At 59.4% G+C, this 24024-nt stretch carries 21 protein-coding genes and 7 pseudogenes; 20 read left to right on the top strand and 8 right to left on the bottom strand.

Annotation, left to right across the window (positions count from 1 at the left end):
• Positions 1-27: 27 nt before the first annotated feature.
• A pseudogene (locus ACVWSC_RS02820) lies at positions 28-817 on the top strand (IS91-like element ISCR8/ISPps1 family transposase); the annotation flags it as partial.
• Positions 818-996: 179 nt separating this feature from the next.
• Here the strand turns inward: ACVWSC_RS02820 and ACVWSC_RS02815 are convergent.
• From ACVWSC_RS02815 to ACVWSC_RS02800, 4 genes and pseudogenes are all read right to left on the bottom strand, one after another.
• Positions 997-1275 (bottom strand): annotated as a pseudogene (locus ACVWSC_RS02815) (IS6 family transposase); the annotation flags it as partial.
• An 83-nt stretch (positions 1276-1358) separates the two neighbouring features.
• On the bottom strand, positions 1359-2243 hold the full coding sequence (locus ACVWSC_RS02810) for an Mph(E) family macrolide 2'-phosphotransferase (protein ID WP_000155092.1): 885 nt from the start codon (positions 2241-2243) through the stop codon (positions 1359-1361).
• A gap of 55 nt (positions 2244-2298) precedes the next feature.
• Positions 2299-3774 carry an ABC-F type ribosomal protection protein Msr(E) gene (gene msr(E), locus ACVWSC_RS02805; protein WP_000052512.1) on the bottom strand — a complete coding sequence of 492 codons (1476 nt, stop codon included), beginning with the start codon at positions 3772-3774 and terminating at the stop codon, positions 2299-2301.
• Positions 3775-3862: 88 nt separating this feature from the next.
• Positions 3863-5563 (bottom strand): IS1634 family transposase, encoded by a 1701-nt coding sequence (locus tag ACVWSC_RS02800; protein ID WP_442111918.1) that lies wholly within the window; start codon positions 5561-5563, stop codon positions 3863-3865.
• Positions 5564-5727: 164 nt separating this feature from the next.
• Between ACVWSC_RS02800 and ACVWSC_RS02795 the strand changes: the two are divergent.
• From ACVWSC_RS02795 to ACVWSC_RS02765, 7 genes and pseudogenes are all read left to right on the top strand, one after another.
• A pseudogene (locus ACVWSC_RS02795) lies at positions 5728-6153 on the top strand (IS91 family transposase); the annotation flags it as partial.
• A 200-nt stretch (positions 6154-6353) separates the two neighbouring features.
• Positions 6354-6632 carry an EexN family lipoprotein gene (locus tag ACVWSC_RS02790; protein WP_012076320.1) on the top strand — a complete coding sequence of 93 codons (279 nt, stop codon included), beginning with the start codon at positions 6354-6356 and terminating at the stop codon, positions 6630-6632.
• A 342-nt stretch (positions 6633-6974) separates the two neighbouring features.
• The gene (locus ACVWSC_RS02785) at positions 6975-7769 is read left to right on the top strand and encodes an aminoglycoside O-phosphotransferase APH(3')-IIa (RefSeq protein WP_000572405.1); all 795 of its coding nucleotides are present in this window, start codon (positions 6975-6977) and stop codon (positions 7767-7769) included.
• 20 nt (positions 7770-7789) lie between these two features.
• The gene (locus ACVWSC_RS02780) at positions 7790-8170 is read left to right on the top strand and encodes a bleomycin binding protein BLMT (RefSeq protein WP_000131935.1); all 381 of its coding nucleotides are present in this window, start codon (positions 7790-7792) and stop codon (positions 8168-8170) included.
• A 131-nt stretch (positions 8171-8301) separates the two neighbouring features.
• Positions 8302-9090 (top strand): annotated as a pseudogene (locus ACVWSC_RS02775) (IS91-like element ISCR8/ISPps1 family transposase); the annotation flags it as partial.
• 196 nt (positions 9091-9286) lie between these two features.
• A complete protein-coding gene (gene trmB / locus ACVWSC_RS02770) occupies positions 9287-9532 on the top strand; it encodes a tRNA (guanine(46)-N(7))-methyltransferase TrmB (protein ID WP_442114245.1) in 246 nt (81 codons plus the stop codon).
• Positions 9533-9564: 32 nt separating this feature from the next.
• Positions 9565-10614 carry a GGDEF domain-containing protein gene (locus ACVWSC_RS02765; RefSeq protein WP_442111928.1) on the top strand — a complete coding sequence of 350 codons (1050 nt, stop codon included), beginning with the start codon at positions 9565-9567 and terminating at the stop codon, positions 10612-10614.
• Positions 10615-10652: 38 nt separating this feature from the next.
• Here the strand turns inward: ACVWSC_RS02765 and bla are convergent, their stop codons facing one another.
• Positions 10653-11570 carry a class A beta-lactamase gene (gene bla / locus ACVWSC_RS02760; RefSeq protein WP_442111926.1) on the bottom strand — a complete coding sequence of 306 codons (918 nt, stop codon included), beginning with the start codon at positions 11568-11570 and terminating at the stop codon, positions 10653-10655.
• A 104-nt stretch (positions 11571-11674) separates the two neighbouring features.
• Here bla and ACVWSC_RS02755 point away from each other — a divergent pair, with 104 nt between their 5' ends.
• Positions 11675-12532 carry a LysR family transcriptional regulator gene (locus tag ACVWSC_RS02755; RefSeq protein WP_442111924.1) on the top strand — a complete coding sequence of 286 codons (858 nt, stop codon included), beginning with the start codon at positions 11675-11677 and terminating at the stop codon, positions 12530-12532.
• Between the two features lie 24 nt (positions 12533-12556).
• Here the strand turns inward: ACVWSC_RS02755 and ACVWSC_RS02750 are convergent, their stop codons facing one another.
• Entirely contained in the window at positions 12557-12703 is a 147-nt protein-coding gene (locus ACVWSC_RS02750) for a hypothetical protein (RefSeq protein WP_442111922.1), read from the bottom strand.
• A 382-nt stretch (positions 12704-13085) separates the two neighbouring features.
• Here ACVWSC_RS02750 and ACVWSC_RS02745 point away from each other — a divergent pair, with 382 nt between their 5' ends.
• A complete protein-coding gene (locus ACVWSC_RS02745; RefSeq protein WP_442111920.1) occupies positions 13086-13745 on the top strand; it encodes a hypothetical protein in 660 nt (219 codons plus the stop codon).
• Positions 13746-13853: 108 nt separating this feature from the next.
• Positions 13854-14207, top strand: a pseudogene (locus ACVWSC_RS02740) (transposase); the annotation flags it as partial.
• A gap of 63 nt (positions 14208-14270) precedes the next feature.
• On the opposite strand, the gene ACVWSC_RS02735 reads toward ACVWSC_RS02740, so the two are convergent.
• Positions 14271-15971, bottom strand: coding sequence for an IS1634 family transposase (locus ACVWSC_RS02735; protein WP_442111918.1), 1701 nt, complete (start codon positions 15969-15971; stop codon positions 14271-14273).
• Between the two features lie 164 nt (positions 15972-16135).
• Between ACVWSC_RS02735 and ACVWSC_RS02730 the strand changes: the two are divergent.
• From ACVWSC_RS02730 to ACVWSC_RS02705, 6 genes and pseudogenes are all read left to right on the top strand, one after another.
• Positions 16136-16561 (top strand): annotated as a pseudogene (locus tag ACVWSC_RS02730) (IS91 family transposase); the annotation flags it as partial.
• Between the two features lie 200 nt (positions 16562-16761).
• Positions 16762-17040, top strand: coding sequence for an EexN family lipoprotein (locus ACVWSC_RS02725; RefSeq protein ID WP_012076320.1), 279 nt, complete (start codon positions 16762-16764; stop codon positions 17038-17040).
• A gap of 342 nt (positions 17041-17382) precedes the next feature.
• Complete coding sequence (locus ACVWSC_RS02720) at positions 17383-18177, top strand: aminoglycoside O-phosphotransferase APH(3')-IIa (protein WP_000572405.1); 795 nt, start codon at positions 17383-17385, stop codon at positions 18175-18177.
• Positions 18178-18197: 20 nt separating this feature from the next.
• Complete coding sequence (locus ACVWSC_RS02715) at positions 18198-18578, top strand: bleomycin binding protein BLMT (RefSeq protein WP_000131935.1); 381 nt, start codon at positions 18198-18200, stop codon at positions 18576-18578.
• A 38-nt stretch (positions 18579-18616) separates the two neighbouring features.
• Positions 18617-19405, top strand: coding sequence for an aminoglycoside O-phosphotransferase APH(6)-Ic (aph(6)-Ic, locus tag ACVWSC_RS02710; protein WP_031759052.1), 789 nt, complete (start codon positions 18617-18619; stop codon positions 19403-19405).
• 41 nt (positions 19406-19446) lie between these two features.
• Positions 19447-20108 (top strand): annotated as a pseudogene (locus ACVWSC_RS02705) (DUF3363 domain-containing protein); the annotation flags it as partial.
• Between the two features lie 30 nt (positions 20109-20138).
• Here the strand turns inward: ACVWSC_RS02705 and ACVWSC_RS02700 are convergent.
• Positions 20139-20933 (bottom strand): helix-turn-helix transcriptional regulator, encoded by a 795-nt coding sequence (locus ACVWSC_RS02700; RefSeq protein WP_021018495.1) that lies wholly within the window; start codon positions 20931-20933, stop codon positions 20139-20141.
• Positions 20934-21035: 102 nt separating this feature from the next.
• Here ACVWSC_RS02700 and ACVWSC_RS02695 point away from each other — a divergent pair, with 102 nt between their 5' ends.
• Genes ACVWSC_RS02695 through ACVWSC_RS02685 form a run of 3 tightly spaced genes read left to right on the top strand, consistent with a single transcriptional unit; the run spans position 21036 to position 23840 of the window.
• On the top strand, positions 21036-22589 hold the full coding sequence (locus tag ACVWSC_RS02695; protein WP_021018496.1) for an MFS transporter: 1554 nt from the start codon (positions 21036-21038) through the stop codon (positions 22587-22589).
• Positions 22590-22620: 31 nt separating this feature from the next.
• Positions 22621-23565, top strand: a complete 945-nt coding sequence (locus ACVWSC_RS02690; protein WP_023127261.1) for a LysR family transcriptional regulator — start codon at positions 22621-22623, stop codon at positions 23563-23565.
• Complete coding sequence (locus tag ACVWSC_RS02685) at positions 23562-23840, top strand: EexN family lipoprotein (protein ID WP_023127262.1); 279 nt, start codon at positions 23562-23564, stop codon at positions 23838-23840. Before ACVWSC_RS02690 ends, ACVWSC_RS02685 begins: the two co-directional genes overlap by 4 nt.
• Positions 23841-24024: the final 184 nt, after the last annotated feature.

Raw genomic sequence — 24024 nt, 5'->3', positions numbered from 1 at the left:
GTCCGCCAGGGGGACATGCCGGCGATGCTGCTGGAGAACTGTGACGCCAAAGACATGCTGGGCTACAAACACAGCGGCTTCTCGGTGGATGCGGGGGTGTGCATCGAAGCCCACGACCGCGCTGCGCTGGAGCGGCTGCTGCGCTATTGCGCGCGTCCACCGTTTTCCATGGAGCGCCTACGCAAAGAGGGAAGCAAACTGGTGTACCGCTGTGCCAAACAGCGCAGCGAGCCCACCAGTGACAAGCGTGGTGCCAAGGCAGATGAGCTGCACCTCACACCGCTGGAACTGATCGACCGCATCGCCGCGCTGGTGCCACCGCCACGCACCCACCGGCACCGCTACTTTGGTGTGCTGGCACCAAACTCGCCGCTGAGAGCGGCGGTAACGGCGCTGGCTCAGCCTGCTGCGTCGCAACCAGCCACGGTGGAGACTGCACAACCTGGCGCGGGCGTACCTGGGGTGGCGGCGCCGGGCAACGCGGCCACACCCACACCCGAACCTGAAGCACGCCCGAAGCGAGCGGCGCATTACTTGTGGGCGGTGCTGATTGCCCGCATCTACGAGGCATTTCCGCTGCTGTGCCCCATGTGCGGTGGGCAGATGCGCATCATTGCCTTCATCACCCACAGCGCCGAAATCCGCCACATCCTGAACCACATCGGGGTGGAGTCTGCCCCCCCCGCACATCACCCCGGCACGCGGGCCACCGCTGTGGGAGGGCTGCGACGCGCCGGTGGATGATGGTGCGCAAGGCGAGCCGGATTGGGATCTGGCAGCTCAACCCGACGAGGTAGACCAGCGCGTCAATTGGTGACCCAGTGAAGCGGCGGTATCCATCGCTGCGGGGAAGCAGCTGCGCGCGCGCCAGGCCCAAATGCATACTGCCTCCCAAGCTCTTGCCATTGAGCGGCAAGCGAGCGCTCAACCTTCCTTGGCCGAACGTGTTTCGAGGCCCAAAACTCGCGCCATACTTGGCCTCATGCGGTTGAATTTCCTATCCGTATACGCCCAGCGGCCATTGACCTTCACGTAGGTTTCATCCATGTGCCACGGGCAAAGATCGGAAGGGTTACGCCAGTACCAGCGCAGCCGTTTTTCCATTTCAGGCGCATAACGCTGAACCCAGCGGTAAATCGTGGAGTGATCGACATTCACTCCGCGTTCAGCCAGCATCTCCTGCAGCTCACGGTAACTGATGCCGTATTTGCAGTACCAGCGTACGGCCCACAGAATGATGTCACGCTGAAAATGCCGGCCTTTGAATGGGTTCATGTGCAGCTCCATCAGCAAAAGGGGATGATAAGTTTATCACCACCGACTATTTGCAACAGTGCCTCAGCAATCATATTTTTAAATTATATAACTCCCAACTGAGCTTTTGCTCCAACGATAAGGCTTTCATTTTGAGTTTCTAAGGCAAATAAACCATACATCAAAGGAGAGGCCGCTGCTCTTTCTAAAGTCTGTTCATATAGTTTATTCCAAACTTTACCCCCTAGTTTTTCATACTCGATGATTAGAGTTTTGAGGCTTTCTTCTCCAAACAAAGTTACATGCCCAGCAAAATCAATCGCTGGGTCATCTATATGGGCTGTTGACCAATCAATAACGCCTGAAACAGCTCCATCCTTTGAAGCTAGTACATGCCCAGCATATAAATCGCCATGTATAAATTGGGTGAAATCTGCCCATAGAACATCATTATCCAACCATTTTCTGTAGCGGGTTTCCAATTGCTCACTTATACCAATTTCAGATTTTACTAACTGCAAATTGTTTGCTATTTCAGGTCTTAAATCTGAAGGTTTCATAATTTTCAAATCATTTTCCCGAACTTCTTTTTCAGGAATACTATGGATTTCAAATAAGGTTTTTGCCAAAGATGTTATGTATTTCGGGCTATCTTTGTCCATATTCCAAATTATTTCATAGGTTTCAGCATCCAAATTTAAAACAGGATTATCTTTAAGTATGGGATAAGCCACTAATTCTGTAGATGAAATTCTCCAATCAGGAACCTCTACAGAAAGATGTTTTTTTACCAATTCTAAAATGCGTTTTTCTTTCTTGATTTGTTCCCTCATGCCATCACGACGAGGAATACGCAGCAACCATTGTTGCCCCTTTGTATCAAGAGCAAAAACGACCTTAAAATCAATGCCCATTTCATTGAAATTCATTTTGTCCGTAAGCAACAAGCCGTGTGCTTCAGCAAGTGATTGAATATCTTGAATTGTCATTTTTAATTTCCTTTAAAGAGTTCAATAATTAATGTTCGGATTAGATTGGCTATCATTAACAATCTCTCTCAAAAGTCTTGATGATTTTGTGGTCTTTGATCTCGTAGATAATGTCAGCAATATTATCGACCAATTGCTTGTCATGAGATACGAAGATAATAGTTCCTGCATAGGACTTCATCATTGTTTCTAATGCGGCAATACTTTTTAGGTCAAGATAGTTTCCTGGTTCATCCATAAGCAAAATATTATATTTTCCTAAAAGCATTTTGGATAAAAGCAGTTTGATGATTTCACCTCCCGATAAGTCGGATAAGTTTTTTTGAATATCATTCGCTCCGATCCCCATTGAAGCCAATACTGCACGAATTTCCGCAACTGTGTACTCGCACTCTTCCTGCATAAAGGAGAGCACAGATTTATGCGTGTTAAATTTATATCCTGTTTGTGTAAAGTAGCCAATTTCAGCTTTTGGAGATATGGTTAATCCATCAGCACGTTCTGATATCATTTTTAACAAGGACGTTTTCCCTGTTCCATTCGATCCAGTTATAGCGACTTTAGCGCCAAGCGGTATTATAAAGTTAGCGTCATCAAAGATAGTACGGCTACCAAATTTTAAGCTCAGACCATCTGCCGTAATCGGGAACTTATTGTGCAGTTCTAGGGCTGAACTTTGACGAAAACGAATAGAACGCAAATGCTCTGGTGCTTGAATATCTTCTAATGCAGCCAAACGCTTTTCCATACTCTTAGCTGCCTGATACAGTTTTCTTTGCTTGGTGCCAGTCATTTTTGCATGCCCAAGTCGTCCAGCACTTTCGGTAGAGTTTTTGGATTTTTCTCCTTTTTTCTTATTGTCTAATCGATTAGCTTGCTGGCGTTTTTCTTGCACAGCAGATTCTAATCGCTCCCGTTCCTTCATCATCAGCTCATATTCTACGGCTTGGTGTTGTCGCTCTTCTTCTTTTTGACGCAAGTAATCCGAGTAACCACCCCAATATTCCGTAATTTTACCGTCTTTTAACTCCCATATCTTGTCTACAACCATATCAAGAAAATATCGGTCATGACTGATAACAAGTAATGCTCCATCAAATGCTTTAAGTTGACCAATAAGTAGATCTATTCCATTGAGATCAAGGTGGCTGGTTGGTTCATCCGCTAGAATGCCATGTACTTGTTGGGAAAATGCGGCAGCAATTTTTGCACGAGTTTCCTCTCCGCCACTCATTGTGTCGTTTTGTACATTGGAAACACCAAGGCGAGATAACATTGCCCGGTCTTCGACCGTTTCTATTTCGATTCCGCCCAGTTGGCTGATATGTGCAAAATCACCAAAACGCTGTAATGTCGCTTCGGCTAAAACAATTTCGCCATTAAGTACTTTGAGTAAACTACTCTTTCCTGCTCCGTTATCACCCACAAGACCAATACGGTCATAAGAGTGAATTTCCAATTCATCAATATCCAAAACATCACGCCCAGCATAATCCAAGCGTATGTTTCTCGCTTTAATAATTAAACTCATTTTTATTTACTCCTGTTTAGCTCTCCCGAGTTCGACAGTTACGCTCGCAAGTGCTTGTTTTTGCTAGAGCGCACTTTCAAAAATGCCACTACAACAGCGCCAACTGCTCCGGCGCCGCTGGTTTTTCGATTCCTAATGCATGAAACACCTCGTTCTGTTCCGTGCTGGGCGTCGACACCCCGACCACCGGCTCGCCGCCGTTCAGGCGCACGCGGTGATGCTGGATGCGCTGTAGTTGCTCGAGCGCCCGCTCGGGCGTGTAGCCCGCGTCCGCCGCCTTGAGTCGGCTGCGCATCACCCGATGCAGGATCAGCGCCATGAAGCAGATCGACGCGTGGGCGCGAATCCGCTCGGGCAGGCGGTGATACACCGGGCCAATCTCGATCTCGGACTTGAGCACCTTGAAGCCGCGCTCGATGTCGGCGAGCGACTTGTAGCGCTGAAGCACGTTCTGCGCGGCGAGCCCCTCGGCGTTGGTCACCAGCAGCAGCTTGCCGTCCATCATTTCGGCAAGACGCTTCGCCTTGTCGTCGATGTGGTAGCTGAAGAGCTCCTCGCCCAGATCCACCTTGAGAATGCGCGACAGGTGCGCTTCGCTGACCGCATGGTAGAAGCGCGCCTTGGCGCCGCTATCCGAGAGTTTGCGCCCCCGGTGCTTCACGCCTTCGTCCTGCTCGGTGAGCTTGCCGGTCCATTGGTCTGCCTGGCGGATCAGCGCGTCGATACGCGCATTGCGCTGCTCGGTCTTCGTGGTTGCCGTCACCGGATCGTGCGCGACCACCAGCCGCAGGTCGTTCCAGGCGTGCTCCGAGATCACTTCCTGCGTGGCGGCTGCGCACTGCTGTTCGTGGAAGGGTTCGAGCAGCTCGATGAACTCGTTGTATCGGCGGCCCGGCACCGCGACGATGAATTCGAGCGGCTTGCCGCTGGCCAGGCGCACGGCCTTCAGCGCCTCCAGATTGTCCAGGCTGAGCAGCCCCCGGTCAGCGACCAGCACCAGGCGCTGCACCGACGGGAAGCGCTCGAGCACCTTGGAGAGTGTGGGCAGCAAGGTACGCGTCTCGGCCGTGTTGCCGTCGAACACCTCGTGGTAGATCGGCAGCCCCTCGGCGGTCTGCACCACGCCGAGCATGAACTGGCGGGCAATCAGCCCTTCCTTGGCCATGCCGTACTGGCGCACGTCACCGGTCTGCTGGCTGAGTCCTTCGCTGCGGATCGTGGTGAGGTCGTAGAACACCATCGACAGATCCTGGTCGATCAGCGGGCGCAGCAGCCCGGCGACCACGGCATCGACCTCGTCCTGGTGATCCATCAGCGCATCGAGGCTGCGCAGCAACTGCTGGTGCGTCACCGCCTTAGGCCCGAAGTCGGGCAGCGCCACGGTCTGCACCCAGCGCAACACGCCGAGCTTGGACTCGGGGTCGCACAGGCGGTTGAGCACCATCAGCCGGATCAGCGCTTCTACATCCGTGGTCCGGCGCGTGCGCCGGAACACCCGGCGCAGCCCCGAGAAGCCGAGCGACTTCCACAGCTCGGTCAGCGCCCATACGTTACCGAGCGCGCGCGCGGACTCGAACGACACCGTGGGCGCCGGCGGTTTGGCGCCCATCGGCGCGCGGCCAGTGATCTTCAGCAGACCGTTGATCACCGCGTCGAGCGACCCATCGACCTGCTCGGCGCGGCCGAGCGTGGCGACGGTGCGCTTCTTTACCCGCCCAGCCTCGTCGCGGTAGGACTCGACGAGCTGGACGTAGCGGCGACCGCCGGAGGTGGTGAGCTTGACGTGCATGATGCCGCCACTTTAACCACCTACAAGTTCGCGTCAAGCTTGAGGTCGTCTGTTACAAACGTGCCACCACAGCGCTTTTGCAATTGCGGCCGTCAAACCCGCGCCGGCGCTGGAGGCACTTTCCGAAAAGGGGCGAAAATTGCGGTTAAGTGTCGAACCCCGGGGCGCTGGCTCAGCCTGCTGCGTCGCAACCAGCCACGGTGGAGGCTGCACAACCTGGCGCGGGCGTACCTGGGGTGGCGGCGCCGGGCAACGCGGCCACACCCACACCCGAACCTGAAGCACGCCCGAAGCGAGCGGCGCATTACTTGTGGGCGGTGCTGATTGCCCGCATCTACGAGGCATTTCCGCTGCTGTGCCCCATGTGCGGTGGGCAGATGCGCATCATTGCCTTCATCACCCACAGCGCCGAAATCCGCCACATCCTGAACCACATCGGGGTGGAGTCTGCCCCCCCGCACATCACCCCGGCACGCGGGCCACCGCTGTGGGAGGGCTGCGACGCGCCGGTGGATGATGGTGCGCAAGGCGAGCCGGATTGGGATCTGGCAGCTCAACCCGACGAGGTAGACCAGCGCGTCAATTGGTGACCCAGTGAAGCGGCGGTATCCATCGCTGCGGGGAAGCAGCTGCGCGCGCGCCAGGCCCAAATGCATACTGCCTCCCAAGCTCTTGCCATTGAGCGGCAAGCGAGCGCTCAACCTTCCTTGGCCGAACGTGTTTCGAGGCCCAAAACTCGCGCCATACTTGGCCTCATGCGGTTGAATTTCCTATCCGTTGCACCTGCGCCATGAAAAGAATCATCCCGCTTTTACTGTTCGCCGCGATGACTGCCTGCGGCCAGTCCGAGGCGCCTCAGAAGGCCAACATTTCGGAGGCGAATATTCCGACGGTGGAGGAACTGGCCGCCAACCCTGAACGACTCAAGGAACTGCGCCAGCAGTGCAAGACCGATCGCCCCAGGCTGGGCGACGTGTTGTGCAACCGGGTCGCCGAAGCCACACGCAAGCGGTTCTATGGCGACGGTGCAACGCCATACAATCCGCCGAAGGAACCACCAAAATTTTGAGCATTACGTGGTTGAGCGTTTCAAGGATCGTGACTATGATCAGCGTCCTGCCAATAAGAGAATGCGGAGATGCATGTCAGGCTGGTGAACTTGCGTTTGGTCCACCGCCTGCATGCCCTCAAACCGAGCCGCGCTATCGCTTGGATGTTGTCTCCGGTTGTACGAGGGACTGCGAAGCCTGGAGGTTCAAGATCTCTTGTTTTGGCGAGAGACTGAGCGAGTAATTTACGTAATGACCATATCTTCCCCCCTGCAATCAGATTCCTCGCCAGTCGGGTTGCCTGGTATTTTGCCCATCCGGCGCTGACCGAAGATATATGAGCCAGATGAGGATCGTTTCGCATGATTGAACAAGATGGATTGCACGCAGGTTCTCCGGCCGCTTGGGTGGAGAGGCTATTCGGCTATGACTGGGCACAACAGACAATCGGCTGCTCTGATGCCGCCGTGTTCCGGCTGTCAGCGCAGGGGCGCCCGGTTCTTTTTGTCAAGACCGACCTGTCCGGTGCCCTGAATGAACTGCAGGACGAGGCAGCGCGGCTATCGTGGCTGGCCACGACGGGCGTTCCTTGCGCAGCTGTGCTCGACGTTGTCACTGAAGCGGGAAGGGACTGGCTGCTATTGGGCGAAGTGCCGGGGCAGGATCTCCTGTCATCTCACCTTGCTCCTGCCGAGAAAGTATCCATCATGGCTGATGCAATGCGGCGGCTGCATACGCTTGATCCGGCTACCTGCCCATTCGACCACCAAGCGAAACATCGCATCGAGCGAGCACGTACTCGGATGGAAGCCGGTCTTGTCGATCAGGATGATCTGGACGAAGAGCATCAGGGGCTCGCGCCAGCCGAACTGTTCGCCAGGCTCAAGGCGCGCATGCCCGACGGCGAGGATCTCGTCGTGACCCATGGCGATGCCTGCTTGCCGAATATCATGGTGGAAAATGGCCGCTTTTCTGGATTCATCGACTGTGGCCGGCTGGGTGTGGCGGACCGCTATCAGGACATAGCGTTGGCTACCCGTGATATTGCTGAAGAGCTTGGCGGCGAATGGGCTGACCGCTTCCTCGTGCTTTACGGTATCGCCGCTCCCGATTCGCAGCGCATCGCCTTCTATCGCCTTCTTGACGAGTTCTTCTGAGCGGGACTCTGGGGTTCGAAATGACCGACCAAGCGACGCCCAACCTGCCATCACGAGATTTCGATTCCACCGCCGCCTTCTATGAAAGGTTGGGCTTCGGAATCGTTTTCCGGGACGCCGGCTGGATGATCCTCCAGCGCGGGGATCTCATGCTGGAGTTCTTCGCCCACCCCGGGCTCGATCCCCTCGCGAGTTGGTTCAGCTGCTGCCTGAGGCTGGACGACCTCGCGGAGTTCTACCGGCAGTGCAAATCCGTCGGCATCCAGGAAACCAGCAGCGGCTATCCGCGCATCCATGCCCCCGAACTGCAGGAGTGGGGAGGCACGATGGCCGCTTTGGTCGACCCGGACGGGACGCTCCTGCGCCTGATACAGAACGAATTGCTTGCAGGCATCTCATGAGTGTGTCTTCCCGTTTTCCGCCTGAGGTCACTGCGTGGATGGAGCGCTGGCGCCTGCTGCGCGACGGCGAGCTGCTCACCACCCACTCGAGCTGGATACTTCCCGTCCGCCAGGGGGACATGCCGGCGATGCTGCTGGAGAACTGTGACGCCAAAGACATGCTGGGCTACAAACACAGCGGCTTCTCGGTGGATGCGGGGGTGTGCATCGAAGCCCACGACCGCGCTGCGCTGGAGCGGCTGCTGCGCTATTGCGCGCGTCCACCGTTTTCCATGGAGCGCCTACGCAAAGAGGGAAGCAAACTGGTGTACCGCTGTGCCAAACAGCGCAGCGAGCCCACCAGTGACAAGCGTGGTGCCAAGGCAGATGAGCTGCACCTCACACCGCTGGAACTGATCGACCGCATCGCCGCGCTGGTGCCACCGCCACGCACCCACCGGCACCGCTACTTTGGTGTGCTGGCACCAAACTCGCCGCTGAGAGCGGCGGTAACGGCGCTGGCTCAGCCTGCTGCGTCGCAACCAGCCACGGTGGAGACTGCACAACCTGGCGCGGGCGTACCTGGGGTGGCGGCGCCGGGCAACGCGGCCACACCCACACCCGAACCTGAAGCACGCCCGAAGCGAGCGGCGCATTACTTGTGGGCGGTGCTGATTGCCCGCATCTACGAGGCATTTCCGCTGCTGTGCCCCATGTGCGATGGGCAGATGCGCATCATTGCCTTCATCACCCACAGCGCCGAAATCCGCCACATCCTGAACCACATCGGGGTGGAGTCTGCCCCCCCGCACATCACCCCGGCACGCGGGCCACCGCTGTGGGAGGGCTGCGACGCGCCGGTGGATGATGGTGCGCAAGGCGAGCCGGATTGGGATCTGGCAGCTCAACCCGACGAGGTAGACCAGCGCGTCAATTGGTGACCCAGTGAAGCGGCGGTATCCATCGCTGCGGGGAAGCAGCTGCGCGCGCGCCAGGCCCAAATGCATACTGCCTCCCAAGCTCTTGCCATTGAGCGGCAAGCGAGCGCTCAACCTTCCTTGGCCGAACGTGTTTCGAGGCCCAAAACTCGCGCCATACTTGGCCTCATGCGGTTGAATTTCCTATCCGTAGCGCCGCCTGATCCAGAGCCCGCTGGTCGCCAAGCTGGCGGCACGCCTCAAGCCCGGCGGGTATCTGCACTGCGCCACCGACTGGCAGCCCTATGCAGAGCAGATGCTTGAAGTGCTGGGCCAGGAGCCCTTGCTGGCCAATACGGCTGAAGGCTACGCGCCCCAGCCGGACTATCGCCCTCTCACCAAGTTCGAAAACCGCGGTTTGCGGTTGGGCCACGGGGTGTGGGACATCGTTTTCAAGCGCCGTTGACCTCTGCCTGAGCCGCACGCACTTCCCCGCCTATGAAGCCCATATTGCAACACTTGGTCGAGATGACTGGCCACCGCGACCACTTGCGGCTGGAAGTGTCGGTGCTCTCGACCCTGCAAAAGCTCAGCGGTATCAAGGAGGTGCGGGCGCTGGAGCTGTTCACCGACAACGGCCAGCCCCATATCCGCCCACGCACCTGGGTGCAGGACGGCCAGCTGGTGTCTACCGACTCCGAGGCCGCCGCAGACCCGCGCAAGGAACCGCTGGAGCATTACCCCGAACTGATGCAGTGCGTGACCACGCAGGGCGACAGCGCCCTGGCGCACCCGCGCCCTGGTCGGCACACGCTGTGGCTGCCGGTGTGGATGCACGAAAAAGTCAGCACCTGCCTGGAGATCACGCAGTCGCGCCCCTTCTCGGCCCACAAGCTGGATGTGCTCAAAGGCGTGTTCCTCGTCTACCAGAACTACCAGAGCCTGCTGGACTATTCCGAGCGCGATGCACTGACCGGGCTGTTCAACCGCAAAACCTTCGATGAGCAATTTGCTCGCAACGCACTGCCCGGCCTGAGTAGCAGCAAGCCCCAGGCCGCGGAGTCGATGATTTCAGAAGAAGTCAGCCCCACCAGTGAGCCCGTGCAGAACTGGCTGGCGGTAGTGGACATTGACCACTTCAAGCAAGTCAATGACCGCTTTGGGCACCTGTATGGCGACGAAGTGCTGATTCTGGTCGCCAACATTCTGCGCAGCTCTTTCCGCTCGCACGACCGCATCTTCCGTTTTGGTGGTGAAGAGTTCGTGGTGCTGCTGCGCAACACCACGCTTTCCAAAGCCCACAAGGTGTTCAACCGCTTCCGCGAAGCGGTGCAGGAATACCACTTCCCGCAGGTTGGCAACGTCACGGTGAGCCTGGGTTTTGTCGGCACCTCGCGCGGGTCGCCGGTGGAAATTCTGGGCCAGGCAGACCAGGCGCTTTATTACGCCAAGGAACATGGTCGCAACCAGGTGCGCTTCTACGAAGATCTGGTCGCCTCTGGCGAGCTGGCCACCAAAGTGGCCAACGACGACGTAGAGCTTTTTTAAGCGCTTCAGGCGGCTGCAGGCAGCCTGAACGCCAGCGATCAGGTTCCGCGCGATGCCAAGCTTGCCCTCACCACCGCGCGGCCTACAGCAGCAATCGCGGCATCTCGCTGCTCTGGCGCTACCGCAGATCGGGTGAGATAGCAGGTCACCAGCACTGCCCCGCGGTGACCGCTGGCGCCTGGCGGCCAAAGCACGGCCACATCGTTGGCAGTACCACTGCTGCCGGCAGTGCCTGTCTTGTCCCCCACCTTCCAGCCCGGGGCCCCCGCGCGCAAGCGCTTGTCGCCGGTGCTGGTTTCAATGAGCCAACGCTGCAGCCACGCGCGGGACGAGGCAGACAGTGATTCGCCCAACACCAGCTTTTGCATGGTCTGGAGCATGGCCAGCGGGGTGGTGGTGTCGCGCACATCGCCAATGGCGGCTTCGTTCAGGGTGGGCTCATTGCGGTCCAGGCGCGTGATGGGGTCGCCCAGCATACGCAGGTAGCGGGTGAGCGCAGCCGGGCCGCCGTGGCGTTCCAGCAAGACGTTGGCTGCAGTGTTGTCGCTCAGGCTCACCGTGGCAGAGCACAGTTCACCCACCGTCAAGCCCCCGCCTGTGCCTGCGCGCGGCCCGCTGACGGGCGAGTAGTCGACCACATCGGCAGGCGCGTAGTGCACACGCGCATCAAGCTCTTCGCGGCCCTGGTCCACCAGCGACAGCATCCACCCCGCCAGCAGTAGCTTGAAGGTGCTGCACATGGCAAAACGTTCGTCCTGACGCCAGCCCAAAGCCAGGCCGGTTTCGGTATCCAGCATGGACACGCCCAGGCGACCCTGCGCGTTGTGCTCAATCCCCTCCATCGCGCTGCTCCAACTTTTGGAGATGTCTGCGCCAGGGGCGGCCGGCACTGCGCAACCCGCCAACGGGGAAAGCCCCAGCGCGGCCAACCCCAAGGAAAACTCTCGCCTTTGCATTCTGAAACTCCATCCTTTTGAAAGATCGCGATGATATAACGCCGCTGCGCGTTGCGCCAATGGCAATAATTGAGAGCAGACCCAAGAAAAACTAATGGATCACCATGCACTTGCCTCTCAATGCCCTGCGAGCGTTTGAAGCCTCCGCACGGCACCTGAGCCTCACCCGCGCAGCGCTGGAGCTGCACGTCACCCAAACCGCGGTGAGCCAGCACATTCGCAAGCTGGAAGATCACCTGGGTAAGCCGCTTTTTCGGCGATTACCCCGAGGCCTGGCATTGACGGACGAGGGGCTGGCGCTGCTGCCCACATTGAGCGATGCCTTCGCACGCATGGAGACGGCACTGGAACAGATTCGCGAAAACCGGCCGCGCGAAGTGCTGACCGTGGGCGTGGTGGGCACGTTCGCCGTGGGCTGGCTGCTGCCTCGGCTGCGACACTTTCAGCAGACCCACCCGTTTGTGGACCTGCGCCTGCTTACCCACAACAACCGGGTGGACATGGCCGGAGAGGGGCTGGACTATGCCATCCGCTTTGGAGACGGGGCCTGGCATGGCACCCACGCCCAGCAGATTTTTCAGGCACCACTCTCGCCCATGTGCACACCCGCCTTGGCCCAGGGGCTGCAGCAGCCGAGTGACCTGGCCAGGCTGCCCTTGCTGCGCAGCTACCGTACCGATGAGTGGACGGCATGGTTTGCGGCAGCGGGCCTGCCCTGCCCGGTGCTACGGGGCGCGGTGTTTGACTCCTCCCTCACCCTCGCCGAGGCTGCAGCGCAGGGCGCAGGGGTGGCTCTGTTGCCAGTGGCTTTGTTCACGCGCGAGCTGCAACAGGGGCGGCTGGTGCAGCCCTTTGCCCTGGAATTGCACCGGAGCGCCTACTGGCTGACCCACCTGCAGTCGCGCACGCCCACCGCCGCCATGCAGGCATTTGGGCAGTGGCTTCTGGAGCAGACCCAGTGACGGCAGCCAATCTCGACAGTACGGTCAAACGTCGATCTGGGCTGGGTCCAGGAACTCTTGCGCATAGCGTTGGGGCACGCCCTGGCTCACAAACACGTCGAACAAATCGGGGGCGATGTGGCCGCCGTTGCGCATCTTGACCATGATGTCCAGCGCTTGCGAGAGGCTCAATAGCTATTAAAAACATAGCTGCCTGCGTTTATCCGGCGGGCTCTATACCCATTTTTTGCTTGAAAACCGATGTTCCCTGGCCCGCCAGGTGGTCCTTTCCGAAGAGCAGAAAGAAGAATTGATAAAACAAGCCGACCGTTGTTATATCCACCGTTTGTTAAATAGCGAATGGGATATAATGCCTATAACGCTTTAAATCAAATGCACTGCCACTAACAAGGTATTGCCAAAAGCGGGGCTGAAGGAATTCTAATCAACTTTTCTGTAATATTTGAACTGCGGTATTTCTATTGAAGTTCTGTGCAAAAAAATCCCCGCCTTCGGCAATACCCAAACCGTTGGGCGTCACTTTACCGCAGAAAACGTAAATTCAACAAATTAAATGAAAGAAATAATTGACGGGAAAATAAATGATATTGAATACGATAATGCGTCGTGTAAAATTCTGTGGATTTTGAAAGAAGCTAACATTTCAGCAGAAGACAAAGAAAAAGAAATTGATGTCTGTGAAGGTTTTCGTAATGATTGGCATAAAAAAAATGCGTTATCTGTACCTACATTTCGAAAAATGATATACGCAACTTATGGTATTTTAAATCCAACTGTTGAATGGGAAAATGTACCTTATGCAAATCAAGAAGCTTATGAAGTAGTTCAGCAAATTGCATATATAAATATTAACAAATTACCAGCTGATTCATCCTCTAATGATTGGGAAATTAAAAAAGCATATGATGAAGGTAAAGATAAACTTTTAAAACAAATTGAAAGTTTACAACCTAATATCATAATATTCGGAAATACACTTAAATATTTTGAAACCGAAGATTTAGCTAAAATCGGTTGGGGCATTAAAAATACAGAAAAAAAATACGCCGAAATTGAAACTAAAAACACAGCTGCCCTGGCCATCGAGATGGGCGCCGATGCGGTGGACATCGGCAAGACCATCCACCCCCACCCCACGCTGGGCGAGAGCATCGGCATGGCGGCGGAAGTGGCGCATGGCAGCTGCACGGATGTGCCGCCTGCGCGCAAGTAAGTCCGCAGCCAAGCTACCCTGACAAGGCCCGAACTGGCGACGGTTCGGGCCTTGTGCTTTGCGTACCCAAACAATCGCCGCAGAATACTGTGCAGTTGTACAGTATTCATGTCAGCCACTTCCAAGCCCAAGCTCTACAACCCACGCCACCCCGAACGCACGCTGCTCTACCAAACGGTAGCCGAGCACTACGAGACCTGGCTAGAGTTGGCCAGCGCGGGTCAGTTCGACGGCCAGGGCGACCACCACACCCCCAAGCCCTTCGTGCGCAAAGCGTTTGCCACATATCTGGAGTGCGGCACCAGTGACAAGCGTGGTGCCAAGGCAGATGAGCTGCACCTCACACCGCTGGAACTGATCGACCGCATCGCCGCGCTGGTGCCACCGCCACGCACCCACCGGCACCGCTACTTTGGTGTGCTGGCACCAAACTCGCCGCTGAGAGCGGCGGTAACGGCGCTCCCGAGTTCGACAGTTACGCTCGCAAGTGCTTGTTTTTGCTAGAGCGCACTTTCAAAAATGCCACTACAACAGCGCCAACTGCTCCGGCGCCGCTGGTTTTTCGATTCCTAATGCATGAAACACCTCGTTCTGTTCCGTGCTGGGCGTCGACACCCCGACCACCGGCTCGCCGCCGTTCAGGCGCACGCGGTGATGCTGGATGCGCTGTAGTTGCTCGAGCGCCCGCTCGGGCGTGTAGCCCGCGTCCGCCGCCTTGAGTCGGCTGCGCATCACCCGATGCAGGATCAGCGCCATGAAGCAGATCGACGCGTGGGCGCGAATCCGCTCGGGCAGGCGGTGATACACCGGGCCAATCTCGATCTCGGACTTGAGCACCTTGAAGCCGCGCTCGATGTCGGCGAGCGACTTGTAGCGCTGAAGCACGTTCTGCGCGGCGAGCCCCTCGGCGTTGGTCACCAGCAGCAGCTTGCCGTCCATCATTTCGGCAAGACGCTTCGCCTTGTCGTCGATGTGGTAGCTGAAGAGCTCCTCGCCCAGATCCACCTTGAGAATGCGCGACAGGTGCGCTTCGCTGACCGCATGGTAGAAGCGCGCCTTGGCGCCGCTATCCGAGAGTTTGCGCCCCCGGTGCTTCACGCCTTCGTCCTGCTCGGTGAGCTTGCCGGTCCATTGGTCTGCCTGGCGGATCAGCGCGTCGATACGCGCATTGCGCTGCTCGGTCTTCGTGGTTGCCGTCACCGGATCGTGCGCGACCACCAGCCGCAGGTCGTTCCAGGCGTGCTCCGAGATCACTTCCTGCGTGGCGGCTGCGCACTGCTGTTCGTGGAAGGGTTCGAGCAGCTCGATGAACTCGTTGTATCGGCGGCCCGGCACCGCGACGATGAATTCGAGCGGCTTGCCGCTGGCCAGGCGCACGGCCTTCAGCGCCTCCAGATTGTCCAGGCTGAGCAGCCCCCGGTCAGCGACCAGCACCAGGCGCTGCACCGACGGGAAGCGCTCGAGCACCTTGGAGAGTGTGGGCAGCAAGGTACGCGTCTCGGCCGTGTTGCCGTCGAACACCTCGTGGTAGATCGGCAGCCCCTCGGCGGTCTGCACCACGCCGAGCATGAACTGGCGGGCAATCAGCCCTTCCTTGGCCATGCCGTACTGGCGCACGTCACCGGTCTGCTGGCTGAGTCCTTCGCTGCGGATCGTGGTGAGGTCGTAGAACACCATCGACAGATCCTGGTCGATCAGCGGGCGCAGCAGCCCGGCGACCACGGCATCGACCTCGTCCTGGTGATCCATCAGCGCATCGAGGCTGCGCAGCAACTGCTGGTGCGTCACCGCCTTAGGCCCGAAGTCGGGCAGCGCCACGGTCTGCACCCAGCGCAACACGCCGAGCTTGGACTCGGGGTCGCACAGGCGGTTGAGCACCATCAGCCGGATCAGCGCTTCTACATCCGTGGTCCGGCGCGTGCGCCGGAACACCCGGCGCAGCCCCGAGAAGCCGAGCGACTTCCACAGCTCGGTCAGCGCCCATACGTTACCGAGCGCGCGCGCGGACTCGAACGACACCGTGGGCGCCGGCGGTTTGGCGCCCATCGGCGCGCGGCCAGTGATCTTCAGCAGACCGTTGATCACCGCGTCGAGCGACCCATCGACCTGCTCGGCGCGGCCGAGCGTGGCGACGGTGCGCTTCTTTACCCGCCCAGCCTCGTCGCGGTAGGACTCGACGAGCTGGACGTAGCGGCGACCGCCGGAGGTGGTGAGCTTGACGTGCATGATGCCGCCACTTTAACCACCTACAAGTTCGCGTCAAGCTTGAGGTCGTCTGTTACAAACGTGCCACCACAGCGCTTTTGCAATTGCGGCCGTCAAACCCGCGCCGGCGCTGGAGGCACTTTCCGAAAAGGGGCGAAAATTGCGGTTAAGTGTCGAACCCCGGGGCGCTGGCTCAGCCTGCTGCGTCGCAACCAGCCACGGTGGAGGCTGCACAACCTGGCGCGGGCGTACCTGGGGTGGCGGCGCCGGGCAACGCGGCCACACCCACACCCGAACCTGAAGCACGCCCGAAGCGAGCGGCGCATTACTTGTGGGCGGTGCTGATTGCCCGCATCTACGAGGCATTTCCGCTGCTGTGCCCCATGTGCGGTGGGCAGATGCGCATCATTGCCTTCATCACCCACAGCGCCGAAATCCGCCACATCCTGAACCACATCGGGGTGGAGTCTGCCCCCCCGCACATCACCCCGGCACGCGGGCCACCGCTGTGGGAGGGCTGCGACGCGCCGGTGGATGATGGTGCGCAAGGCGAGCCGGATTGGGATCTGGCAGCTCAACCCGACGAGGTAGACCAGCGCGTCAATTGGTGACCCAGTGAAGCGGCGGTATCCATCGCTGCGGGGAAGCAGCTGCGCGCGCGCCAGGCCCAAATGCATACTGCCTCCCAAGCTCTTGCCATTGAGCGGCAAGCGAGCGCTCAACCTTCCTTGGCCGAACGTGTTTCGAGGCCCAAAACTCGCGCCATACTTGGCCTCATGCGGTTGAATTTCCTATCCGTTGCACCTGCGCCATGAAAAGAATCATCCCGCTTTTACTGTTCGCCGCGATGACTGCCTGCGGCCAGTCCGAGGCGCCTCAGAAGGCCAACATTTCGGAGGCGAATATTCCGACGGTGGAGGAACTGGCCGCCAACCCTGAACGACTCAAGGAACTGCGCCAGCAGTGCAAGACCGATCGCCCCAGGCTGGGCGACGTGTTGTGCAACCGGGTCGCCGAAGCCACACGCAAGCGGTTCTATGGCGACGGTGCAACGCCATACAATCCGCCGAAGGAACCACCAAAATTTTGAGCATTACGTGGTTGAGCGTTTCAAGGATCGTGACTATGATCAGCGTCCTGCCAATAAGAGAATGCGGAGATGCATGTCAGGCTGGTGAACTTGCGTTTGGTCCACCGCCTGCATGCCCTCAAACCGAGCCGCGCTATCGCTTGGATGTTGTCTCCGGTTGTACGAGGGACTGCGAAGCCTGGAGGTTCAAGATCTCTTGTTTTGGCGAGAGACTGAGCGAGTAATTTACGTAATGACCATATCTTCCCCCCTGCAATCAGATTCCTCGCCAGTCGGGTTGCCTGGTATTTTGCCCATCCGGCGCTGACCGAAGATATATGAGCCAGATGAGGATCGTTTCGCATGATTGAACAAGATGGATTGCACGCAGGTTCTCCGGCCGCTTGGGTGGAGAGGCTATTCGGCTATGACTGGGCACAACAGACAATCGGCTGCTCTGATGCCGCCGTGTTCCGGCTGTCAGCGCAGGGGCGCCCGGTTCTTTTTGTCAAGACCGACCTGTCCGGTGCCCTGAATGAACTGCAGGACGAGGCAGCGCGGCTATCGTGGCTGGCCACGACGGGCGTTCCTTGCGCAGCTGTGCTCGACGTTGTCACTGAAGCGGGAAGGGACTGGCTGCTATTGGGCGAAGTGCCGGGGCAGGATCTCCTGTCATCTCACCTTGCTCCTGCCGAGAAAGTATCCATCATGGCTGATGCAATGCGGCGGCTGCATACGCTTGATCCGGCTACCTGCCCATTCGACCACCAAGCGAAACATCGCATCGAGCGAGCACGTACTCGGATGGAAGCCGGTCTTGTCGATCAGGATGATCTGGACGAAGAGCATCAGGGGCTCGCGCCAGCCGAACTGTTCGCCAGGCTCAAGGCGCGCATGCCCGACGGCGAGGATCTCGTCGTGACCCATGGCGATGCCTGCTTGCCGAATATCATGGTGGAAAATGGCCGCTTTTCTGGATTCATCGACTGTGGCCGGCTGGGTGTGGCGGACCGCTATCAGGACATAGCGTTGGCTACCCGTGATATTGCTGAAGAGCTTGGCGGCGAATGGGCTGACCGCTTCCTCGTGCTTTACGGTATCGCCGCTCCCGATTCGCAGCGCATCGCCTTCTATCGCCTTCTTGACGAGTTCTTCTGAGCGGGACTCTGGGGTTCGAAATGACCGACCAAGCGACGCCCAACCTGCCATCACGAGATTTCGATTCCACCGCCGCCTTCTATGAAAGGTTGGGCTTCGGAATCGTTTTCCGGGACGCCGGCTGGATGATCCTCCAGCGCGGGGATCTCATGCTGGAGTTCTTCGCCCACCCCGGGCTCGATCCCCTCGCGAGTTGGTTCAGCTGCTGCCTGAGGCTGGACGACCTCGCGGAGTTCTACCGGCAGTGCAAATCCGTCGGCATCCAGGAAACCAGCAGCGGCTATCCGCGCATCCATGCCCCCGAACTGCAGGAGTGGGGAGGCACGATGGCCGCTTTGGTCGACCCGGACGGGACGCTCCTGCGCCTGATACAGAACGAATTGCTTGCAGGCATCTCATGAGTGTGTCTTCCCGTTTTCCGCCTGAGGTCACTGCGTGGATGGAGCGCTGGCGCCTGCAGCGCGACGGTGCGCTGCTCACGACCCACTCGAGCTGGGTGCTTGCCGTCCGCCAGGGGGACACGCCAGCGATGCTGAAGGTCGCGCGCATTCCAGATGAAGAGGCGGGTTATCGCCTGTTAACCTGGTGGGACGGGCAGGGCGCCGCACGGGTCTTCGCCTCGGCGGCGGGCGCTCTGCTTATGGAGCGCGCGTTCGGGGCGGGCGACCTTGCACAGATGGCGTGGTCCGGCCAGGACGACGAGGCCTGCAGGATCCTCTGCCGCACGGCTGCGCGCCTGCACGCTCCGCGGTCCGGACCGCTGCCCGACCTCCATCCGCTGCAGGAATGGTTCCAGCCGCTTTTCCGGCTGGCCGCTGAGCACGCGGCACTTGCGCCCGCCGCCAGCGTGGCGCGCCAACTCCTGGCGGCACCGCGCGAGGTGTGCCCGCTCCACGGTGACCTGCACCACGAGAACGTGCTCGACTTCGGCGACCGCGGGTGGCTCGCCATCGACCCGCACGGGCTGCTGGGCGAGCGCACCTTCGACTATGCCAACATCTTCACGAATCCAGACCTCAGCGACCCCGATCGGCCGCTTGCGGTCCTGCCGGGCAGGCTGGAGGCCCGGCTCCGCATTGTGGTCGCCGAGACCGGGCTTGAGCCCGAACGGCTTCTGCGCTGGATCGTTGCATGGACCGGCTTGTCGGCAGCCTGGTTCATTGACGATGGCGAGTGCGCGGCGATTGATCTGGTCATCAACGCCATGGCACGCCGCATGCTCGATTAGCGCGGTCACCGATCACCTGGTCGTCGAGCTAGCCCAGGCTGGGCCGTGATCCGTTGAAGTCGTTACGGGATACATCCGCCGACTCGAAGCCATGCACCGGGCCAGCATTGTGGAGCGCGTGGCTGAGGGGCTATGGAAGGTGCCGGACGACTTGGCCGAGCGTGGCCGCCAGTACGACGCGCAGCGCCTGGGTGGTGTGGCCGTGGAGCTGAAATCGCACCTGCCTATCGAGCGACAGGCTCGCGCGGTTGGGGCCACCTGGCTCGACCAGCAGTTGATCGGCGGTGGCTCGGGCCTGGGCGACCTGGGCTTTGGCAGCGATGCAAGGCAAGCCATGCAGCAGCGTGCCGACTTCCTGGCGGAACAGGGGGTGGCAGAGCGTCGCGGGCAGCGCGTCATCCTTGCACGCAACCTGCTGGGCACGCTGCGCAATCGGGAGCTGGCGCAGACCGCCAAGGACATTGCGGCGGAAACCGGCCTGGAGCATCGCCCCGTCACAGACGGCCAGCGTGCCGCAGGCATTTACCGGCGTTCCGTCATGCTCGCCAGTGGGCGCTACGTGATGCTCGATGACGGCATGGGGTTCAGCCTGGTGCCGTGGCGGGCGGTGATCGAACAGCGACTGGGGCAGCAGATCGCCGCGACGGTGCGCGGTGGTGGAGTGTCGTGGGAGATTGGGCGGCAGCGCGGGTTCGGTGCTTAACGTCCCGGATACTTGTATCGCAGTCAATCGTTAAGCCTGAGCCGCAAAGTACACCACCATTCTCAAATGCCTATGCTCGTCCACTATCAGCGTCTCATGACGAAAATTTCGTTGCTCACCCTTGGTGTCCGCAACTGAACCAATGCCGCGTATTGCAATCCCGCCGTCCGGCACTTCCCACCCACGGCGAAAGCTGGGAGAGAGCACTTTCAAATCCTCGATCAAAGCCAGCATCGCCGGGTCTTCCGGTGCAATGGCAACGTCATAGCGGAACTGCGCCAGCAGCCTGGGCGCGTCGTTGGGCCAGTCGGTAAGCCGTCGCCGCATGTCGGGGTCGGCAAATGTCATGCGCAGCAGGTTGCGGTCTTCTCGCTGCTTGTCGGCAAATCCGAACAACGCATCAGCCGACGCATTCCAACCCACCACATCCCAGCGCAGGTTCTGCACGTAGGCCGGCCTGGGCAAGTCGTCCAGCAATTGCTGGATGTCCGCTGTCACCGAATCCCATTGATGTGCTTCTGGCGGCGGAGGGCGTCTGTGCGCCAGCAGGAACAGATGGCTGCATTCGGCATCGTCGAGCTTGAGGGCATAAGCCACGCTCAACAGGAATTTCTCCGACACCTGGATATCGCGCCCTTGCTCAAACCATGTGTACCAAGTCAGACCCACGCCAGCCAAGGCCGCCACTTCTTCCCTACGCAGGCCGGGCGTGCGGCGCCGTTCGGTGGCAGGCAAGCCGACAGCGCCCGGCGTCAGCTTCTTCCGATGGCGGGTCAGGAACTCCGACAGTTCGTTTCGAGTACGGCTGAGGCTTCGATCCTGCATGGCTGTTGCTATTGGTAATAGGATAAGTACTTAAATTGTCATGTGATGATATTGCCTGGAAGATGTGGTTTTAGCAATCCGAATTGCCCGAGACCCGCATCCATGACACATCACGAATCTGTCCCTATCGCAGTGCCCGAGGATCACATATCCGAGCGTGCCGGCGCCCGTGCTTGGGCGGGGCTTGCCATCTTGTCCCTACCCACGGTCATGCTGGGGCTGGATCTGTCGTTGCTGCATCTGACCTTGCCGGCACTCGCGCTCGATTTGCAGCCGACCAGCACGCAGGCGCTCTGGATCATGGACGCCTATGGCTTCCTGATCGCGGGTTTTCTCATCACGATGGGAACGCTGGGCGACCGCATCGGTCGCCGCAAATTGCTGCTGATCGGCGCGGTTGCTTTTGCCGTGGCCTCGGTGGCGGCCGCGTTCTCGACCAGCGCCAACATGCTTATCGCGGCGCGGGCCGCCCTCGGCGTGGCAGGCGCCACGTTGATGCCTTCGACACTGGCGTTGATCAGCAATCTGTTCCCTCATCCCCGCCAGCGCGCCCTTGGTATTGGCATCTGGGCAACGATGTGGGGCATCGGCTATGCCCTGGGGCCGGTCGTGGGCGGCCTGTTGCTGGAATGGTTCTGGTGGGGCGCGGCCTTCCTGATCGCGGTGCCTGTCGTGATCCTGCTGCTGATCCTCGCCCCGTTTCTGTTGCCCGAGTATCGCGCGCCCAAAAGCGAACGTGTAGACCTGACCAGCGTGGCGCTGTCGCTCGCCGCTATGTTGCCCTTCGTCTACGGCATCAAGCAGATCGCCAAATCCAGCCTTGCGCCCGATGCTGTTGTCGCCATTCTGGCCGGCGTTCTGTTTGCGTGGATATTCGTCAGGCGTCAGCGACGGCTGGCTGATCCGTTGCTCGATTTGAGCCTGTTTGCCAACCGGGCCTTCTCGGTCGCACTGGTCGTGCTGTTGTTCGGCCTGGTGGCGGTGGGCGGCACGATGCTGCTGGTCGCACAGTATCTGCAACTGGTGGTCGGCTACTCACCCGCGGTCGCGGGTTTGTGGATGGGCCTCGCGGCGCTCGCCATGATCGTTGGCGGCACCGGCGCTCCGCTCGTGGCACGAGTGATCCGACCGGGGTTCGTGGTCGCCGGTTCGCTGGCTCTGTCCGTGTTGGGTTATCTGATGCTGACGCAATTGAGCCACGGCACCGCCGGCGTAACACTGAGCGTTGCCGCTCTGGCGCTGGCCTATCTGGGCAACGGCACCATTGCCGCGCTGGGAACAGACCTCGTGGTCGGTTCTGCACCGCCCGAGAAGGCCGGATCGGCCTCTGCGATGACCGAGATGGTGCAAGACTTGGGGATTTCGCTGGGCATCGCTTTGCTTGGAAGCATTGCTGGCGCGGTTTATCACCAAGAGGTGCTGGGCCATTTGCCGGATGGTCTCAAGACCACTGCGCGCGAAGCCGTCAGCGACAGCTTGTGGGCCGCATCTTCCGTCGCGTCGGAGTTGCCGGCCGGTTTGATGGAACAGGCGCAGGCGGCATTCATCGCGGGACTCCAAGGCGCCGCCATCTTCAACGCAGTAAGCGTTGCTGTGCTGGCCGTGCTTTCCGCCGTGGCGTTGCGTCATGTGGGCGCGAATGCCCGCAAGGTCTGACTATCCAGACTGAAAACGGGAGGCCCTGGCTATGGAGCTACGTCATTTGCGCTGCTTCCTCGCGGTAGCTGAAGAACTGCATTTCGCTCGCGCGGCCGAGAAACTGCATATCGAGCAGTCCCCGCTGTCACGCGCCATCAAGGAGCTGGAAGAAGAGCTAGGCGTGGTGCTGTTCGCACGCACCACGCGCAGCACGCGACTGACTCGCGCAGGCAAGCTGTTCCTCAATCACGTACCGCGCGTGTTCACTGCCTTGCATCAGGCCCGCGACAGCGTGAAGGCCGCAGCCAATGGCTTCCACGGCCAGTTGCGTATCGCCCTGTCCGACGGCATCACGCCGTCACGCTTGCCGGCTTTGCTGGCGCTGTGCCGACAGGAAGAGCCCGAAGTCGAAATCCGCCTGACCGAAGTGCCCCTGTCGCAGCAGATCAAGGGTCTGCATGATGACCTGTACGACGTGGGCTTTGCCTGCTCCGATGATTCCGGCGATGGCATTGTGGCCTCGCCCGTCTGGCACGATCCACTGATGGTGGCCGTGCCTGCCCGACACCCGCTGCTGGCCCACAAGCGCATCCCGTTGGATGAGTTGCTTCGCTATCCGCTGGTCTTGTGCGATCCGCAAGTGTGCGAAGGCCATGCCAAGCATGTCGAACGGGTGCTGCGTCGTACCGAAATGGAGCCTCTGATCGCAGAGCGCGTCGCATCCTTCGATCTGATGATGGCCTTGGTGTCGGCCGGCTTCGCGCTCGGGCTGGCTGGCGCCGCGCACATTGCCTCCAGCCGTGAATCAGGTGTCGTGGCCCGACCGCTCGCGTTGCGCGTGCCGCCGTTGACAACCTACTTGCTCCACCTCGACGGTGATCCGTCCGACGAACTGACCCGCTTCATTGAGCGCGTGCAGACCATCGAATCGCTGGAGCCTCCCAGGCCCATACGAGGCCGCAATCCCGATCAATCGGAGGAACTGACGCCATGAAGAAGATCATTCCGTTCTTGCTGGTGGCCGCGTTGACTGCCTGCGGCCAGTCTGAAACGCCACAGAAGCCCGCCGATTCGGAAGCCAACATCCCGACGGTGGAAGAACTGGCGGCCAACCCCGAACGGCTCAAGGAACTACGGCAGCAATGCAAGACCGACCGCGCCAAGCTGGGTGATCTGCTCTGCAATCGGGTGGCCGAAGCCACGCGCAAGCGGTTCTATGGCGATGGCGAAACCCCGTACACGTCGCCAGAAGAATCCCCCAAGTTCTGATTGCTGACTGATCGCCACATAGCCTTCATTCTTCTGTTCGACACGCCGCAACGCGCCCGCGCTTGCGGCGTTTTTCGTTAGCTCGCCACCGCGCTAATTCTTTCTTTTTGCTCGATCTTTCTGCTCTAAACGGTCTTTGACCGGCACTGACTCGGCACCCATCCTGACGCCTGCGGCACGTCCA

Source organism: Pseudomonas sp. NUPR-002 (genome assembly GCF_056322725.1).
This window is presented reverse-complemented; position numbering and strand designations above follow the sequence as displayed.

Excerpts from the sequence above, each read along its gene's own strand:
- ACVWSC_RS02810 (WP_000155092.1), bottom strand. The coding sequence starts at position 2,243 with ATGACAATTCAAGATATTCAATCACTTGCTGAAGCACACGGCTTGTTG.
- ACVWSC_RS02800 (WP_442111918.1), bottom strand. The coding sequence starts at position 5,563 with ATGCACGTCAAGCTCACCACCTCCGGCGGTCGCCGCTACGTCCAGCTC.
- ACVWSC_RS02790 (WP_012076320.1), top strand. The coding sequence starts at position 6,354 with ATGAAAAGAATCATCCCGCTTTTACTGTTCGCCGCGATGACTGCCTGC.
- ACVWSC_RS02785 (WP_000572405.1), top strand. The coding sequence starts at position 6,975 with ATGATTGAACAAGATGGATTGCACGCAGGTTCTCCGGCCGCTTGGGTG.
- ACVWSC_RS02780 (WP_000131935.1), top strand. The coding sequence starts at position 7,790 with ATGACCGACCAAGCGACGCCCAACCTGCCATCACGAGATTTCGATTCC.
- ACVWSC_RS02765 (WP_442111928.1), top strand. The coding sequence starts at position 9,565 with ATGAAGCCCATATTGCAACACTTGGTCGAGATGACTGGCCACCGCGAC.
- bla (WP_442111926.1), bottom strand. The coding sequence starts at position 11,570 with ATGCAAAGGCGAGAGTTTTCCTTGGGGTTGGCCGCGCTGGGGCTTTCC.
- ACVWSC_RS02755 (WP_442111924.1), top strand. The coding sequence starts at position 11,675 with ATGCACTTGCCTCTCAATGCCCTGCGAGCGTTTGAAGCCTCCGCACGG.
- ACVWSC_RS02745 (WP_442111920.1), top strand. The coding sequence starts at position 13,086 with ATGAAAGAAATAATTGACGGGAAAATAAATGATATTGAATACGATAAT.
- ACVWSC_RS02735 (WP_442111918.1), bottom strand. The coding sequence starts at position 15,971 with ATGCACGTCAAGCTCACCACCTCCGGCGGTCGCCGCTACGTCCAGCTC.
- ACVWSC_RS02725 (WP_012076320.1), top strand. The coding sequence starts at position 16,762 with ATGAAAAGAATCATCCCGCTTTTACTGTTCGCCGCGATGACTGCCTGC.
- ACVWSC_RS02720 (WP_000572405.1), top strand. The coding sequence starts at position 17,383 with ATGATTGAACAAGATGGATTGCACGCAGGTTCTCCGGCCGCTTGGGTG.
- ACVWSC_RS02715 (WP_000131935.1), top strand. The coding sequence starts at position 18,198 with ATGACCGACCAAGCGACGCCCAACCTGCCATCACGAGATTTCGATTCC.
- ACVWSC_RS02700 (WP_021018495.1), bottom strand. The coding sequence starts at position 20,933 with ATGCAGGATCGAAGCCTCAGCCGTACTCGAAACGAACTGTCGGAGTTC.
- ACVWSC_RS02695 (WP_021018496.1), top strand. The coding sequence starts at position 21,036 with ATGACACATCACGAATCTGTCCCTATCGCAGTGCCCGAGGATCACATA.
- ACVWSC_RS02690 (WP_023127261.1), top strand. The coding sequence starts at position 22,621 with ATGGAGCTACGTCATTTGCGCTGCTTCCTCGCGGTAGCTGAAGAACTG.
- ACVWSC_RS02685 (WP_023127262.1), top strand. The coding sequence starts at position 23,562 with ATGAAGAAGATCATTCCGTTCTTGCTGGTGGCCGCGTTGACTGCCTGC.